This window comes from Sideroxyarcus sp. TK5, from assembly GCF_054601595.1.
Map to the genome: position 1 here is coordinate 466,162 of NZ_BAAHSJ010000001.1, position 14,429 is coordinate 480,590.

At 60.2% G+C, this 14,429-nt stretch carries 15 protein-coding genes; 7 read left to right on the top strand and 8 right to left on the bottom strand.

Annotation, left to right across the window (positions count from 1 at the left end):
- Positions 1-8: 8 nt before the first annotated feature.
- The 5 genes from prpC to ACYPYQ_RS02355 all read right to left on the bottom strand — a co-directional run bounded on the left by prpC (position 9) and on the right by ACYPYQ_RS02355 (position 4,376).
- Positions 9-1,160, bottom strand: a complete 1,152-nt coding sequence (gene prpC, locus ACYPYQ_RS02335) for a bifunctional 2-methylcitrate synthase/citrate synthase (protein ID WP_459718898.1) — start codon at positions 1,158-1,160, stop codon at positions 9-11.
- Positions 1,161-1,182: 22 nt separating this feature from the next.
- Positions 1,183-2,076: a methylisocitrate lyase gene (gene prpB / locus ACYPYQ_RS02340; protein ID WP_459718901.1), complete on the bottom strand. Its 894-nt coding sequence runs from the start codon at positions 2,074-2,076 to the stop codon at positions 1,183-1,185.
- A gap of 150 nt (positions 2,077-2,226) precedes the next feature.
- Positions 2,227-2,910, bottom strand: coding sequence for a GntR family transcriptional regulator (locus ACYPYQ_RS02345; RefSeq protein WP_459718904.1), 684 nt, complete (start codon positions 2,908-2,910; stop codon positions 2,227-2,229).
- A 189-nt stretch (positions 2,911-3,099) separates the two neighbouring features.
- On the bottom strand, positions 3,100-3,585 hold the full coding sequence (locus tag ACYPYQ_RS02350; protein ID WP_459718907.1) for a dihydrofolate reductase: 486 nt from the start codon (positions 3,583-3,585) through the stop codon (positions 3,100-3,102).
- Positions 3,582-4,376 carry a thymidylate synthase gene (locus ACYPYQ_RS02355; RefSeq protein ID WP_459718909.1) on the bottom strand — a complete coding sequence of 265 codons (795 nt, stop codon included), beginning with the start codon at positions 4,374-4,376 and terminating at the stop codon, positions 3,582-3,584. Before ACYPYQ_RS02355 ends, ACYPYQ_RS02350 begins: the two co-directional genes overlap by 4 nt.
- 49 nt (positions 4,377-4,425) lie before the next feature.
- On the opposite strand from ACYPYQ_RS02355, the gene ACYPYQ_RS02360 reads away from it, so the two are divergent.
- The 4 genes from ACYPYQ_RS02360 to ACYPYQ_RS02375 all read left to right on the top strand — a co-directional run bounded on the left by ACYPYQ_RS02360 (position 4,426) and on the right by ACYPYQ_RS02375 (position 7,956).
- The gene (locus ACYPYQ_RS02360; RefSeq protein ID WP_459718912.1) at positions 4,426-5,859 is read left to right on the top strand and encodes a M17 family metallopeptidase; all 1,434 of its coding nucleotides are present in this window, start codon (positions 4,426-4,428) and stop codon (positions 5,857-5,859) included.
- Complete coding sequence (locus ACYPYQ_RS02365) at positions 5,856-6,476, top strand: arylesterase (RefSeq protein ID WP_459718916.1); 621 nt, start codon at positions 5,856-5,858, stop codon at positions 6,474-6,476. Before ACYPYQ_RS02360 ends, ACYPYQ_RS02365 begins: the two co-directional genes overlap by 4 nt.
- A gap of 124 nt (positions 6,477-6,600) precedes the next feature.
- The gene (locus tag ACYPYQ_RS02370; protein ID WP_459718919.1) at positions 6,601-7,002 is read left to right on the top strand and encodes a PA2779 family protein; all 402 of its coding nucleotides are present in this window, start codon (positions 6,601-6,603) and stop codon (positions 7,000-7,002) included.
- Between the two features lie 6 nt (positions 7,003-7,008).
- Positions 7,009-7,956, top strand: a complete 948-nt coding sequence (locus ACYPYQ_RS02375; protein ID WP_459718922.1) for a PA2778 family cysteine peptidase — start codon at positions 7,009-7,011, stop codon at positions 7,954-7,956.
- Here the strand turns inward: ACYPYQ_RS02375 and ACYPYQ_RS02380 are convergent, their stop codons facing one another.
- Genes ACYPYQ_RS02380 through ACYPYQ_RS02390 form a run of 3 tightly spaced genes read right to left on the bottom strand, consistent with a single transcriptional unit; the run spans position 7,957 to position 11,407 of the window.
- Positions 7,957-8,370, bottom strand: coding sequence for a YqaA family protein (locus ACYPYQ_RS02380; RefSeq protein WP_459718925.1), 414 nt, complete (start codon positions 8,368-8,370; stop codon positions 7,957-7,959).
- On the bottom strand, positions 8,371-10,131 hold the full coding sequence (gene lpdA, locus ACYPYQ_RS02385) for a dihydrolipoyl dehydrogenase (protein ID WP_459718928.1): 1,761 nt from the start codon (positions 10,129-10,131) through the stop codon (positions 8,371-8,373).
- Positions 10,132-10,147: 16 nt separating this feature from the next.
- Complete coding sequence (locus ACYPYQ_RS02390) at positions 10,148-11,407, bottom strand: glutamate-5-semialdehyde dehydrogenase (RefSeq protein ID WP_459718930.1); 1,260 nt, start codon at positions 11,405-11,407, stop codon at positions 10,148-10,150.
- 81 nt (positions 11,408-11,488) lie between these two features.
- Here ACYPYQ_RS02390 and trpC point away from each other — a divergent pair, with 81 nt between their 5' ends.
- The 3 genes from trpC (at position 11,489) to coq7 (ending at position 14,406) form a co-directional block, all read left to right on the top strand.
- Positions 11,489-12,280 (top strand): indole-3-glycerol phosphate synthase TrpC, encoded by a 792-nt coding sequence (gene trpC, locus ACYPYQ_RS02395; protein ID WP_459718932.1) that lies wholly within the window; start codon positions 11,489-11,491, stop codon positions 12,278-12,280.
- Between the two features lie 368 nt (positions 12,281-12,648).
- Positions 12,649-13,650, top strand: a complete 1,002-nt coding sequence (locus tag ACYPYQ_RS02400; protein WP_459718936.1) for a porin — start codon at positions 12,649-12,651, stop codon at positions 13,648-13,650.
- Positions 13,651-13,779: 129 nt separating this feature from the next.
- The gene (gene coq7 / locus ACYPYQ_RS02405) at positions 13,780-14,406 is read left to right on the top strand and encodes a 2-polyprenyl-3-methyl-6-methoxy-1,4-benzoquinone monooxygenase (RefSeq protein ID WP_459718939.1); all 627 of its coding nucleotides are present in this window, start codon (positions 13,780-13,782) and stop codon (positions 14,404-14,406) included.
- Positions 14,407-14,429: the final 23 nt, after the last annotated feature.

Here is a 14,429-nt window from a genome sequence, read left to right on the forward strand (position 1 = left end):
TGCCTTTCTCAGCCGCGCTCAGCCAGGGGAACCCACTTCAGGTTCTCCGGCCCGACATAGTTCGCACTCGGGCGGATGATCTTGCCGTCGGCGCGTTGTTCCATCACGTGCGCACCCCAGCCGGTGACGCGTGCGATCACGAACAGCGGGGTGAACATCTCGGTCGGTACGCCCATCTGGTTGTAGGACACAGCGGAGAACCAGTCGAGGTTGGGGAACATCTTCTTCAGGTCCCACATCACGGTTTCCAGTCTGTCGGCGATGTCGTACATCAACGTATTGCCGTTCTCATCCGAGAGTTGTTTCGCCACGCGCTTGATTACCACGTTGCGCGGATCGGAGATGGTGTACACCGGATGGCCGAAACCGATCACGATCTCCTTGCGGCCGACGCGTTCGCGGATGTCCGCTTCCGCTTCGTCTGCGCTCTTGTAGCGGCTCTGGATGCGGAAGGCTTCCTCGTTCGCGCCGCCGTGCTTGGGGCCGCGCAGCGCGCCGATGGCGCCGGTGATGCAGGAGTAGATGTCGGAGTTGGTGCCCGCGATCACGCGTGCGGTGAAGGTGGAGGCGTTGAACTCATGCTCTGCGTACAAAATCAGCGAAGTGTGCATCGCGCGCACCCACGAGGCTTTCGCCGGTTTGCCGTGCAGCAGGTGCAGGAAGTGACCGCCGATGGAATCGTCATCGGTCTCGACCTCGATGCGTTTTCCGTTGTGACTGTAGTGATACCAGTACACCAGCATGGAACCGAAGCTGGCCATCAGGCGATCCAGTATCTCTTTGGTCTGCGCCGGGTCGTGCTTTTCGGCTTCCTGTTCCAGCGTACCCAGCACCGAGCAGCCGGTCCGCATCACATCCATCGGGTGTGCTCTGGCAGGCAGCGCTTCCAGTGCCTGTTTCAGTGCAGGCGGCAGGCCGCGCAGTGTTCGCAGTTTTGCTTTGTAGGCTTTGAGTTGTGCAGCATTGGGTAGCGTGCCGTGGATCAGCAGATGCGCGATCTCCTCGAACTCGGCTTGTTCGGCGAAGTCGAGGATGTCGTAACCACGATAGTGCAGATCGTTGCCGGTGCGGCCTACGGTACACACCGCGGTGTTGCCTGCGACGGTGCCGGACAGGGCGACGGATTTTTTCGGCTTGGGTAAGGTGGTCTCTTCGGTCATCGCTTGCTCCCTTGCTTGATGGTTAATCTGCACCTTTTTCGGCGAACAGGCGGTCGAGCTGCTGCTCGTAAGCGTGGTAGCCGAGGTAGTCATAGAGGTCCATGCGCGTCTGCATGGTAGGCACGACGTTCTGCTGTGTACCGTCGGCGAGGATGTGTTGATACACATTCAGCGCCGCCTGGCTCATCGCGCGGAAGGCGGAGAGCGGGTAAAGAACCAGTTGCACGCCGACGCCTGCCAGTTGTTCGGTGGTGAACAGCGGGGTCGCGCCGAACTCGGTGATGTTGGCCAGCACCGGCACGTTCACCGCTTTGGTGAACTGGGCATACTGTTCCAGCGTGTTCATCGCTTCAGGGAAGATCATGTCGGCTCCGGCTTCGACACAGGCTTGCGCACGCTCGATGGCGGATGTCATGCCTTCCACGGCCAGCGCATCGGTTCGTGCCATGATCACGAAGCTGCCGTCCACACGCGCATCCACCGCCGCCTTCACGCGATCCACCATCTCGCTCTGGCTCACGATGGCCTTGTTGGGACGATGGCCGCAGCGTTTCTGCATCACCTGATCTTCGATATGGAAACCGGCCGCGCCGGCCTGCGCCACTTCGCGCGTGGCACGCGCGATGTTGAAAGCGCCGCCCCAGCCGGTGTCGACATCCACCAGCAGAGGCAGGTCGCTCGCGGCGGTGATGCGGCGCGTGTCTTCGCACACGTCGTGCAGCGTGGTGATGCCGAGATCGGGGATGCCGAGCGAGGAAGCGGCCACGCCTCCGCCGGACAGGTACAGCGCCTTGTGGCCGGTCTTCTGCGCGAGGATGCCGCAATAGGCGGTGACCGCGCCGACGACTTGCAGGGGATGGTTGTCTGCGACGGCCTGACGCAGTTTGTTGCCGGGGGTGTTTGGTTTCTGTGTCATCAGTTTTCTCCGTGAATCTTCAAACTTCGTCATTCCGGCGCAGGCCGGAATCCAGTGTAGTTATCCAACATGCAGTTGGGTTTTGTCCGCTACGCGGAATTGTTCTTCTTGCTGGATTCCGGCCTGCGCCGGAATGACGGCCAAGCAAGGTCATGCGACTTCCTTTTCTTCCTTATCGATCATTTCGCTGATGCTGCGCCATGCACCTTGTATGTGACGGCGCATCAGCAGTTCGGCCAGTTCGCCATCGCGGTTCGCCAGTGCTTCGACGATCTGGCGGTGCTGGTTCAGTGCAGGTTTGGTGCGCTGCGCGTTGCGGCTGGTGCGGTAGCGGCACATGCGCAGCAACTGGTATTGCTCGCTGCCCAGCATATCCATCAGCATCTGGTTACCGCTGCCGCGCGCGATCTGGAAATGGAAGTCGAGGTCCCCTTCGCTTTGGGCGTAGACCTTGCCGCCCTGTTTGGCGATCTGCTTTTCGTGCTTGTCGAGCAGGGCGCTCAACTCGGCGATCTCGTCGTCCGTCATCTGTGCGGCGGCGACGCGGCAGGCCATGCCTTCCAGCGCTTCACGCACGGTATACAGGTCGGACAACGTCTTGCGGTCCAGCACCACCACGCGCGCGCCGGCATTCGGGGTGCGTTTCACCAGCCGCATGCCTTCCAGATGGCGCAACGCCTCGCGCAACGGGCCGCGTCCCATGCCGAAGCGCTCTGCCAATTCGGCTTCGTTCAGTTTCTGTCCTTGCGCCAGTTCGCCGGTGACGATGCTCTGCGCCAGTTTGTGCGTGGCCAGGTCGGACAGGGTGGCGGATGGGGGATGGGGGATCAACACTGGGAAACTCCGATTGTCGACAAAGTGGCCGAATGCTAGCACCAAAACATTGCCAAATGGCAAGAAAGTATGGTTTATGTCGACAAAGATGGTTGTGTTGCTTGGGCTGGATACTGATAAATGGTTGAAAGATAGGGGCGAAAACAAAACAGCCCGCATGAGGCGGGCTGTTGCAGGAAAGATTGTCGACTATCGTCGCTGGTAGGTGACGAAGTGGAATTGTAGGGGCTGCGGTTCGGTCTGGCTGCGCACCTCGCGCGCGATTTCCAGCCAGGCACTCCGGTCGAACTCGGGGAAGTGCGCGTCGCCGTCCACCTCCTGCTGGATCTCGGTGATGTACAGCGTATCGACCAGCGGCAGTGCCTGTGCGTACAGATCCGCACCGCCGACGATGAATATCTCATCGTCATCCTTGCAGGCGGTGATGGCATCATTCAGCGAGTGCGCGACGAGGCAGCCTGCCACCTGCAGCCCGGCATTACGCGTGACGATCACCGTGGTGCGCCCCGGCAGCGGTTTGCCGATGGAATCGAAAGTCTTGCGTCCCATGATCATGTGATGCCCCATGGTCAGTGCCTTGAAGTGCTTCAGATCTTCCGGGCAGCGCCAGGGCAGGGTGTTGTTCACGCCGATGGTGCGGTTCTGCGCCATCGCCACGATGAGGGAGAGGCTCACACCGCCACCGGAGCTTTGATTGCGGGATGCGGGTCGTAGCCTTCCAGCGTGAAGTCCTCGAACCTGAAGCTGAAGATGTCTTTCACCTCCGGGTTGATCTTCATGGTCGGCAGCGCGCGCGGCTCGCGCGACAGTTGCAGCGCGGTCTGTTCCATGTGGTTCGAATAGAGGTGCGCATCGCCGAAGGTGTGTACGAAATCGCCGTACTTCAGCCCGCACACTTGCGCCATCATCATGGTCAGCAGCGCATAGCTGGCGATGTTGAACGGCACGCCGAGGAAGATGTCGGCGCTGCGCTGGTACAACTGGCAGGAGAGTTTGCCGTCGGCGACATAGAACTGGAAGAAAGCGTGGCACGGTGCCAGCGCCATCTTGTCCAGCTCGCCCACGTTCCAGGCCGAGACGATGATGCGGCGCGAATCTGGATTGGTCTTGAGCTGGTCGACGGCGATCTTGATCTGGTCGATCACGCGGCCATCGACAGCCTCCCACGAGCGCCACTGTTTGCCGTACACCGGCCCCAGGTTGCCGTTCTCGTCCGCCCACTCGTCCCAGATGCTGACACCGTTGTCCTTGAGATACTTGGTGTTGGTGCTGCCCTGCAGGAACCACAGCAGTTCATGGATGATGGATTTCAGGTGGCACTTTTTGGTGGTGACCAGCGTGAAACCTTGCGAGAGATCGAAGCGCATCTGGTAGCCGAACACGCTGGTCGTGCCGGTGCCGGTGCGGTCGGATTTCGTGGTGCCGTGGTCCAGCACGTGCTGCATCAAGTCGAGGTATTGGCGCATGGGGTAGCCCGTATAATCGCGGCGTTCATTGACTAAATTCGAGGCCGCAATGCTAGCACAACTGACCCTATCCAAGACCCTGCCCGCCACTGCTCACCTGCTGGTGCTGCTGCCCAAGGGCAAGACATTACCCAAGGATGCGGCACATGCCGCACTGCTCGCCAGCGTGCTCAAACGCCGCGACATGAAGGCGGATGAGCTGGCGAAATCGCCTGTCGCTGCGAATGCAGCGGACGGGACGCTGGTTGCTTGGGCGATGCTGGATGCGGAGAAAGATGCTTTCGCGCAGCAGGTGCTGGTGCGCAAGGCCTTGCAGTTGCTGCTGGACGAACAACCGAGGCAGATCGCTATCGTCGTGTCCGGCGCGACGGCGCAACGTGCTGCTGAATTGGCGGTGTACGGTGCATGGGTGAACAGCGCGCTGCTGCCGATGCGCAAGAAGAAGGACGAGCGCAAGCCCTTGCAGAAGATCGTGCTGGTAGGTGTGGTGGACAAGAAACCGTTCGCCGCACTGCAGGCGCAGGCGGCAGGCAATCTGCTGTGTCGCGAGCTGACGGTGACGGCACCGAATGAATTGACGCCGGGGCTGTATCGTCAGCGCATCAGGAAGCTGGCGCAGGCCAAGGGCTGGAAGCATGAAGAGTTCGACATGAAGAAGTTGCGCAAGATGGGGGCGGGCGCGTTCGTTGCAGTGGCGCAGGGCAGCGATCCCGAGGACGCTGCCATCGTGCATCTGACCTACAAACATCCGAAGGCGAAACAGACTGTCGCGCTGGTGGGCAAGGGTATCTGTTTCGATACCGGCGGCCACAACCTGAAGCCGTCGCGCTACATGCACAACATGCACGAGGACATGAATGGTTCAGCAGTGTCGCTCGGCATCCTGTTCGCGGCGAACGAACAGAAGCTGGCGGTGAATATCGACTGCTGGCTGGCGATCGCGCAGAACCATATCAGCCCCAAGGCATACAAGCAGAACGACATCGTCAAGGCGCTGAACGGCACGCATATCGAGATCATCCACACCGATGCCGAAGGCCGCATGGTGCTGGCTGATACGCTGACGCTGGCTTCGCGCGCCAAGCCGGATTTGATGATCGACTTCGCCACGCTGACCGGCAGCATGGCGGCTGCGTTGGGTGCGCGTTATTCAGGCGTGTTCGCCAGCAGCGACGAATTGGCGCAGCGTGCGGTGAACACCGGCAAGCTGAGCGGCGAGCGCCTGTGCGCCTTCCCGCAGGATGAGGACTACGAAGCCGAGCTTGATTCCAAAGTGGCCGACATCAAGCAATGCACATTGACCGGTGATGCCGACCACATCCTCGCCACGCGCTTCCTGAAGCGCTTCGTCGAGCACGACACACCTTGGCTGCATGTGGATCTGTCATCCAGCCGCTGCGAAGGCGGGCTGGGTATCGTCGCGAGCGAGGTGAACGGCTTCGGCGTGGCGTGGGGTGTGGCGATGCTGAAGGGGGCGCAATGATGCGCTGGTTGTTGCTCGCGCTGGCGTTGATGCTGGCCGGCTGCGGCGAGGCGGAGAAACTGCCAGCTTTGCCGCCCGGCAGCGTGGTGCTGGCCTTGGGTGACAGCCTCACCGCCGGCGCGGGCGTTAAGTCGGAGCAAGCCTGGCCCGCCTTGCTGGCGCAACGCACCGGCTGGCAGGTGATCAACGGTGGCGTGAACGGAAACACCAGTGGCGATGCTTTGCAGCGATTGCCCGCGTTGCTCGAAGAACACAGGCCCGCGCTGGTACTGCTGACACTGGGCGGCAACGACATGTTGCGCCGCTTGCCGGTGCAGCAGCTGGAAGAGAATCTGGCGCGCATGGTGGTGAAGAGCAGGGCGGAGGGGGCTCAGGTGGTGATGGTGGCAACACCGCAACCTAGTCTTGCCGGGGCCGTTTTGCGCAATCTTGCCCCGCCGGAATTCTATGGCAGGGTGGCGGGATCACTGCAAGTGCCGCTGATCGAGGATGCCATCGCCGAGGTGCTTTCCGATCCCTTGCTCAAGGGCGACCAGATCCATCCGAATGCGGAGGGGCATACGGTGCTTGCCACAAAGATATTCGAAGCTTTGCGCAAGATCGGCTACGCGAACTGACCGGGTCAAGTTAGCCATTGCGGAAGCGGATGAGCGCCTGCTAGTATGGCTCTGCGGCAAGTGCTGTTTGCCCGCGAACATATCGGTGTATGACCGTTCTTCAACCCGTTCAGGAGGATTCAAGATGACGATGCAAAATTCCGGTTTCATGCGTTGGACCAGCCGCGTGATGATGGTGCTCATGACTTGCATGGCGATGCCGTTGACTGCCAATGCCGCGATGGTGGAAACGGATGTGGTAGTCGACCATGCCCTGGCTGAACAGGGGCGCGCAAAGATCATGGCGCTGGTGAATCGCGACGATGTGCGTGCGCAATTGGAAGATCGCGGCGTCACGACAGAGCAAGCGCAGGCGCGAGTCGATGCGCTGACGGACGAGGAAGTGTTGCAGGTCGCGGGCAAGCTGGATCAGTTGCCGGCCGGTGGCGACATCCTCGGTACTGCGGTATTCATCTTCATCGTTCTGCTGGTCACAGACATCCTCGGTTACACGAAGATATTCCCGTTCACACGCTCGGTACGCTGATCCGCGATGTCCAGAGTCTATGCCAGCCTTTTGGCTGGCATATTCATTCTGATGGCAGCGGGATGCAGGACGCTGCCGCCCCCGGCTGCCTTGTCCGAGGAAAAGGCGGCATCGTTGCCGCGCCAGGTCGAGCTTTCCGAAGTGCCGTTCTTTGCGCAGGAAGATTACCAGTGCGGCCCGGCTGCACTGGCGATGGTCATGGAGCATGCCGGCATTGATGTCGATCCGGAGGTGCTCAGGCCGGAAGTCTATCTGCCGGAACGCGAAGGGTCATTGCAGGTCGAGATGCTCGGTGCGACGCGACGCCATGGTCTGGTGGCCTATCAGATGTCGCCGGTGCTGGGCGAGGTGCTGGAGGAGGTCGCGCGCGGCACACCGGTCGTGGTGCTGCAGAACCTGGCGCTGGACTGGTATCCGGTCTGGCATTACGCGGTGGTCATCGGTTACGACCTGGATGACAAGGAGATCATCCTTCGTTCGGGGCGCGAGCGCGTCCAGCGCATGTCGCTGCTGGCGTTCGAGAACACCTGGGCGCGCAGTGCACACTGGGCGATGGTTGCGCTGTCACCGGGGAAGGTGCCGTACACGGCAAAGGAGTCGCGTTATGTCGCTGCGGTCAATGCATTCGGCAAGACGGGGCAACTGCCTGCCGCCCGCACGGCCTATCTTGCAGCGAAGCAGCGTTGGCCAGGCAGTCTGGGTGTGAGCATCGCCCTGGGTAATGTCGCCTACATGATGAAGCGCATGGATGAGGCCGAGGCTGAATTCAGGAGCGCCGTCGAATCGCATCCGGATTCGGTCGCCGCGCTCAATAATCTGGCGCAGACGCTTTCCGACATGGGGCGAGATGCGGAGGCGCTACCGTTCGTGCAGCGCGCTGTGAAACTGGGCGGTCCGCTGCAAGACATCGTGTTGTCGACGCAAGCCGCGATCGAACGCAAACTCAAGCAGTGATCAGGTGGTCAGCGCGACCACAAGATAACGCCCGAATTTCCCGGCCAGCATGAACAAGGCTGCGTGCCAGGGATTCAAACGTAGCCAGCCTGCCGCCAGACATAATGCATCACCGATCAAGGGTGCCCATGCAAGCAGCAGTGCGGGCGTGCCGTGTCTCCTTACTTTGTCCACATGCTTGAGCTGTTGTGTCTGCGGCAGCAGCCAGCCCATGCCGAACGAGATCATGCCGCCTATCGTGTTGCCCAACGTGCCGATCAGGAGTGCTGGCCAGAACAGTTCCGGGTGCAGCTTCAGTACGCCGAACAGCACTGCTTCGGAACCGCCGGGCAGCAGCGTGGCGGCCAGCAGGCTGGAGATGAACAGGCCCCACAGGCTGAGGTCGCTGTTCAGCCAGTGGGTCAGTGCTTCCAATTAGTGGGACTTCTTTCTCGGCGGCAGCAGGTCGGTGATGGTGCCTTCCGCCATCTCGGCCGCAAAGTTGAATGTCTCGGACAGCGTAGGGTGCGGGTGGATGGTGAGACCGATGTCTTCCATGTCTGCACCCATCTCCAGTGCCAGCACGGCCTCGGCGATCAGTTCGCCCGCATTGGTGCCAACGATACCGGCACCGAGGATGCGGCGGCTCTTCGGATCGAGCAGCACTTTGGTGGAACCCTCCTCGCGTGCGATGGACAGCGCGCGACCGGAAGCGGCCCACGGGAAGACGCCCTTTTCGTACTCGATGCCTTGCGCCTTGGCTTGCGTCTCGGTGAGACCCATCCATGCCACTTCCGGATCGGTATAGGCCACGGACGGGATGGTGAGCGGCTCGAAGAAGGCTTTATGTCCGGCGATGTTCTCCGCCGCGACCTTGCCCTCGTGCACCGCCTTGTGCGCCAGCATCGGGTCGCCGACGATGTCGCCGATGGCGAAGATGTGCGGCACGTTGGTGCGCATCTGCTTGTCGACCGGGATGAAGCCGCGCTCGTTGACGACGAGGCCTGCCGCTTCGGCATTGATCTCGCGCCCGTTCGGACGGCGGCCCACCGCCATCAGGACTTTGTCATAAAGCTGAGGTTCAGCGGGAGCCTGCTCGCCTTCGAAGGTGACTTTCAGCCCTTTCTTCTCTGCCTCGATCCTGGTGACCTTGGTCTTCAGCATGATGGCTTCGTAACGCTTGGCGATGCGTGTGTGCAACGGTTTGACCATGTCTTTGTCCGCGCCCGGCATCAGCTGGTCCATGAGCTCGACCACCGAGATCTTCGCGCCCAGTGCTTCATACACCGTCGCCATCTCCAGACCGATGATGCCGCCACCGATCACCAGCATGCGTTTCGGCACATCCTTCAGTGCCAATGCGCCGGTGGAATCGATGATGCGTTCGTCGTCGTAAGGGAAGCCGGGGATGCGCGCCACGCTGGAACCCGCTGCGACGATAGCATTGTCGAAAGTGACGATCTTCTCGCCTTCTTCAGTTTGCACCGCGATGGAGTTGGGCGAAGTGAACTTGGCGATACCGCGCACTACTTGCACCTTGCGCTGTTTCGCCAGTCCGGCGAGGCCGCCGGTGAGCTTGCCGATCACGCTTTCCTTCCAGCCTCGGATCAGGTCGATATCGATCTTCGGCTTGCCGAAGGTCACGCCGTGGTGGCTGACTTCTTCCGCTTCGTTGATCACCTTGGCGACATGCAGCAATGCCTTGGACGGGATGCAGCCGACGTTCAGGCAGACGCCGCCCAGCGTGGCGTGCTTCTCGATCAGGATGACCTGTTTGCCGAGGTCGGCGGCGCGGAAGGCAGCGGTATATCCGCCGGGGCCGGCACCGAGCACGACGACTTCGGCGTGGAGGTCGCCCTTGGCGACACTTGCAGCGGGTGTCGGGGCTGGCTGTGGTGCGGCGACAGGTGCGGCGGCTTGAGGGGCTGGCGCGGTCTTGGCCGGTGCCGCAGCAGCGGCACTGCTTTCCAGTAGCAGGATCACGGAACCCTCACTGACCTTGTCGCCGACCTTGATCTTCATCTCCTTCACCACGCCGGCGGCGGGAGAGGGGACGTCCATGGTCGCCTTGTCGGTCTCCAGCGTGATCAGCGTCTGCTCTTGTTCCACGCTGTCGCCTGCCTTGACGCTGATTTCGATGATGGCGACGTCCTTGAAGCCGCCGATGTCCGGTACCTTGATCTCGATAGTGCTCATGATGTTCTCTTTCTTGTCAGATGCGGATCTGCCCGTTGCCGAGCACGATGTATTTTTGCGACGTCAGCCCTTCCAGTCCGACCGGACCGCGCGCATGGATCTTGTCGGTGGAGATGCCGATCTCTGCGCCCAGGCCGTATTCGAAGCCGTCGGCGAAGCGAGTCGAGGCATTCACCATCACGCTGGCCGAATCCACCTCGCGCAGGAAGCGCATCGCTTTTGAATAGTTCTCGGTGACGATGCTGTCGGTGTGCTGCGAGCTGTAGGTGTTGATGTGGGAAATGGCCTCGTCCAGGTTCTCTACCACGCGCACGCTCAGGATAGGCGCGAGATATTCGGTGCGCCAGTCTTCCTCGGTGGCCTCCTTCATCTGGGGCACGAGAGCCCGCGCGCTGGTATCGCCGCGCAATTCCACGCCCTTGTTCAGATAGATCTTGCACAGTTCGGGCAACACCTTGGTTGCCACGCCCGCATTCACCAGCAAGGTCTCCATCGCGTTGCACACGCCGTAGCGGTGGGTCTTGGCGTTGTCGGCGATGCGCACCGCTTTCTCCATGTCGGCCTCGTCGTCGATGTAGACATGGCAGATACCGTCGAGATGCTTGATGACTGGGACCTTGGCTTCGTCGGAGATGCGCGCGATCAGGCCCTTGCCGCCGCGCGGCACGATCACATCGACATATTCCTTCATGGTGATGAGTTCGCCCACGGCGGCGCGGTCGGTGGTGTTCACTACCTGTACGGCGGTCTCTGGCAGGCCTGCTTCGCGCAACCCCTGCAATACGCACGCCGCGATGGCTCGGTTGGAATGGATCGCTTCCGAGCCGCCGCGCAGGATGGCCGCGTTGCCGGATTTCAGGCACAGGCCGGCTGCGTCAGCGGTCACGTTCGGGCGCGATTCGTAGATGATGCCGATGACGCCCAGCGGTACGCGCATCTTGCCGACCTGGATGCCGGACGGACGATACTTCATGTCGCTGATCTCTCCGATCGGATCGGGCAATGCGGCGATCTGGCGCAGGCCCTCTGCCATGCCCTGGATGGTCTTTTCGGTAAGCGTCAGACGGTCGATGGAGGCGGCGTCGAGGCCGTTCTGCTTCGCAGCCGCAATATCCTTTTCGTTCTCGGCGATGAGTTTTCGGGTGTCGAGCAGGATGGCGGTGGCGATGTTCTCCAGTGCCCGGTTCTTGGCGTTGGTATCGGCCATCGCCATCGCGCGCGATGCGGTGCGGGCTTGTTGCCCGACGCTCTTCATGTATTGCTTGATGTCGTTCATGGTGCGTAACAGGAGATCAGTGGCTCGTATTTTAGCATTGCGCATGCGTTAGAATGCGCGCCTTATTCAAGAGAACCCAGCATGTCCGACATCCTCAACAAGATACTTGCAGTCAAAGCACAGGAAGTAGCCGCCGCGCTTTCTGCCAAGCCCTTGCCCGTGATCCGTGCTGAGGCGCAGCAGGCGTTGCCGGCGCGCGATTTCGTGGCTGCCATTCGTGGCAAGATCGCGGCAGGAGAGGCAGCTGTGATCGCCGAGATCAAGAAAGCCAGTCCCAGCAAAGGTGTGATCCGCGCGGATTTCCATCCGGCCGAGATCGCGCAGAGTTACGCAAGGCACGGTGCAGCCTGTCTGTCCGTGCTGACCGACGAGCAATTTTTCCAGGGCAGTGCCGAATATCTGAAACAGGCGCGTGCGGCCTGCGAATTGCCTGTGTTGCGCAAGGATTTCATGGTCAGTGAATATCAGGTCTACCAGGCGCGTGCGATGGGGGCCGATGCCATCCTGCTGATCGCTGCCGCGTTGTCGCTCAAGCAGATGCAGGCTTTCGAGAAGCTGGCGCAGCAGCTGGGCATGGCAGTGCTGGTCGAAGTGCATGACGGCAAGGAGCTGGAAGTGGCCTTGCAACTGAAGACGCCCTTGATCGGTGTCAACAATCGTAATCTGCGCACTTTCGAGGTCAGTCTGCAAACCACCCTGGACCTGCTGGAGCAGATCCCTGCTGATCGCACCGTCGTCACCGAGAGCGGCATCTTCACCGCACAGGACGTCAAGCGCATGCGCGACCATCAGGTGCATGCATTCCTTGTGGGCGAGGCGTTCATGCGTGCGGACGATCCGGGGGCGGAACTGTCCCGTACTTTTTCTTCTTAAGGTAGCGCCACAGAAGGGGGGCGGAAATACGCTCCCGTTTGCATTGCAATCCCCCGCTCGGGCATCCCATTGGTGTGTTTCGCCCTTGTTTTTCGGCGGTTGTCGGCTTGTCCCGAAAACTCATGTTGCAAATCAGCAACAGAATGCACGAATTTTGATGCAGGTCAATTTACGGCACTTTTGTTGAGGCAGAATCCGCTCCGAGCTCGCTGTAGGGGCTTGATTGCCGGAGGTCTCGGGCGGTGTTGCAGATTTGTGACGTCGTAAGCGTCCCGTAAGGTGCCGATAGTACGGTGCATCGCGAGACGAATGAGGCAAACCGACAGTCGTCTTCATGGCAAACCAACTTATAAATAGAGGAGTTCCACATGCAAAAGAAAATCATCGCACTGGCTGTTGCTGCCGCTTTCTCTGCCCCTGCTTTCGCTGAAACGACCGTTTACGGAATCGTCGATGCTGCTGTAATCAACAAGTCGGTTACAAATCTGAAGAGTTCCATGTTTGCAATTTCTGGCGGCCTTTCTGGCTCGCGCATTGGCGTGAAAGTCACTGAAGGTCTGGATAATGGTATGACTGCCGTTGCTGTGGCGGAATACAAGTTGGCTACGGACACTTCCGATGGCGTAGGTACTGCGCGTCAGGAAATGCTGGCCTTGGCTGGTGATTTCGGTACTGTTGCGGCTGGTTACCTGCAAACGGCTGGTTATGACTGGCAAGCCAAATTTGACCCGCTCGCTGGCTCTGCAATTTCGCCTTTGCAAAATGTGAACGCAGCCAATCTCATTGGCACGACTGCTGTAGCTGCTCGCCTGCCTCACGCACTGGCTTACATTTCTCCAGACATGAACGGTTTGACTCTGGCAGCAAACTACACTACCAACCTGACTGATGCTTTGGTTCAGCCAGCATCCGGCGCAACCACCGGCAACAAGGTTACGGCAATGATGTTGTCTGCAACTTATGCGCAAGGCCCCTTGTCCGCAGGTGTTGTGTATGCAGGTACTGCCAGCGACGACAATGGCTATGCAAAAACCACTGATATGGCCTTTGCTGGTTCCTACGACATGGGCGTGGCCAAGCTGATGGGTACCTTCCAGACCAACAAGACAGACGGTGGTGCGGGCACCAACAATGCACTGTCTCTCAGCGCAGTTGCTCCATTTGGTCCTGGTGCTGTTGTAGCTAGCTTCGCCAAGAACTCCATCGCAGGTGGCGGCGGTAACGACGATAGCTCTTTCACGGCTGCGTATGTGTACAACCTGTCCAAGAGCACGACCGCATATGGTGCATTGAACCAGATCAATGCCAAAGCGGCTAATGTTGCAACGGATACGACTATTCTGGCAGTTGGTCTGCGCAAGAAGTTCTAAATCAGCCTTACCCTCTGATTTGGATGAGAACGGGCCTCTTCGGAGGCCCGTTTTTTATTGTGGGGTCATTCCCGCTCAGGCAGGAATCCAGTAACCTTGCTATATAAATTCTCAAAGCAGGAGATCAGCATGCCGAATCTGGATACATTGATCATCGAATTCGATAAGGGCTTGCGCACGCTGTTCGCCAAGGCACCGACTGCGCGGCCTTATCCCGATGCGGCCATCCCCGATGTGTCGATGAGCGAGGCGGAGAAAAAGCATGCCGCCGCGCTGATGCGCATCAACCATACCGGTGAGATCTGCGCGCAGGCGCTGTATCAGGGGCAGGCGCTGACGGCGTGCGATCCAATGGTGCAGGAAAAATTGAATAAGGCGGCGTGGGAGGAGACCGAGCATCTGGCCTGGACCTCGCACCGTGTGCATGAACTGGGCGGCCGATTGAGCCTGCTCAATCCGCTGTGGTACACCGGTTCACTGGCGATCGGCGCTGTCGCCGGGGCACTAGGCGATAAGTGGAATCTGGGGTTTCTGGCCGAAACAGAGCGTCAGGTCGGTGCGCATCTGCAGCATCATCTGGATACGCTGCCGCCGCAGGATGCGAAGAGCCGTGCGGTGGCACAGCAGATGTATGTGGACGAGGTCGGCCATTCGGATATGGCTGTCGCGCTGGGGGCGGCCGAGTTGCCGCTGCCGGTGAAGCTGGCGATGCGCGGCATGTCCAAGGTGATGACCAAGACCGTCTATTGGGTCTAGCTGTCATATCGGCCCTTCGGCAG

Coding starts and splice junctions, on each gene's coding strand:
- ACYPYQ_RS02365 (WP_459718916.1), top strand. CDS start 5,856: ATGATGCGCTGGTTGTTGCTCGCGCTGGCGTTGATGCTGGCCGGCTGC.
- ACYPYQ_RS02390 (WP_459718930.1), bottom strand. CDS start 11,407: ATGAACGACATCAAGCAATACATGAAGAGCGTCGGGCAACAAGCCCGC.
- ACYPYQ_RS02400 (WP_459718936.1), top strand. CDS start 12,649: ATGCAAAAGAAAATCATCGCACTGGCTGTTGCTGCCGCTTTCTCTGCC.
- trpC (WP_459718932.1), top strand. CDS start 11,489: ATGTCCGACATCCTCAACAAGATACTTGCAGTCAAAGCACAGGAAGTA.
- ACYPYQ_RS02360 (WP_459718912.1), top strand. CDS start 4,426: ATGCTAGCACAACTGACCCTATCCAAGACCCTGCCCGCCACTGCTCAC.
- ACYPYQ_RS02375 (WP_459718922.1), top strand. CDS start 7,009: ATGTCCAGAGTCTATGCCAGCCTTTTGGCTGGCATATTCATTCTGATG.
- prpC (WP_459718898.1), bottom strand. CDS start 1,160: ATGACCGAAGAGACCACCTTACCCAAGCCGAAAAAATCCGTCGCCCTG.
- coq7 (WP_459718939.1), top strand. CDS start 13,780: ATGCCGAATCTGGATACATTGATCATCGAATTCGATAAGGGCTTGCGC.
- prpB (WP_459718901.1), bottom strand. CDS start 2,076: ATGACACAGAAACCAAACACCCCCGGCAACAAACTGCGTCAGGCCGTC.
- ACYPYQ_RS02370 (WP_459718919.1), top strand. CDS start 6,601: ATGACGATGCAAAATTCCGGTTTCATGCGTTGGACCAGCCGCGTGATG.
- lpdA (WP_459718928.1), bottom strand. CDS start 10,131: ATGAGCACTATCGAGATCAAGGTACCGGACATCGGCGGCTTCAAGGAC.
- ACYPYQ_RS02355 (WP_459718909.1), bottom strand. CDS start 4,376: ATGCGCCAATACCTCGACTTGATGCAGCACGTGCTGGACCACGGCACC.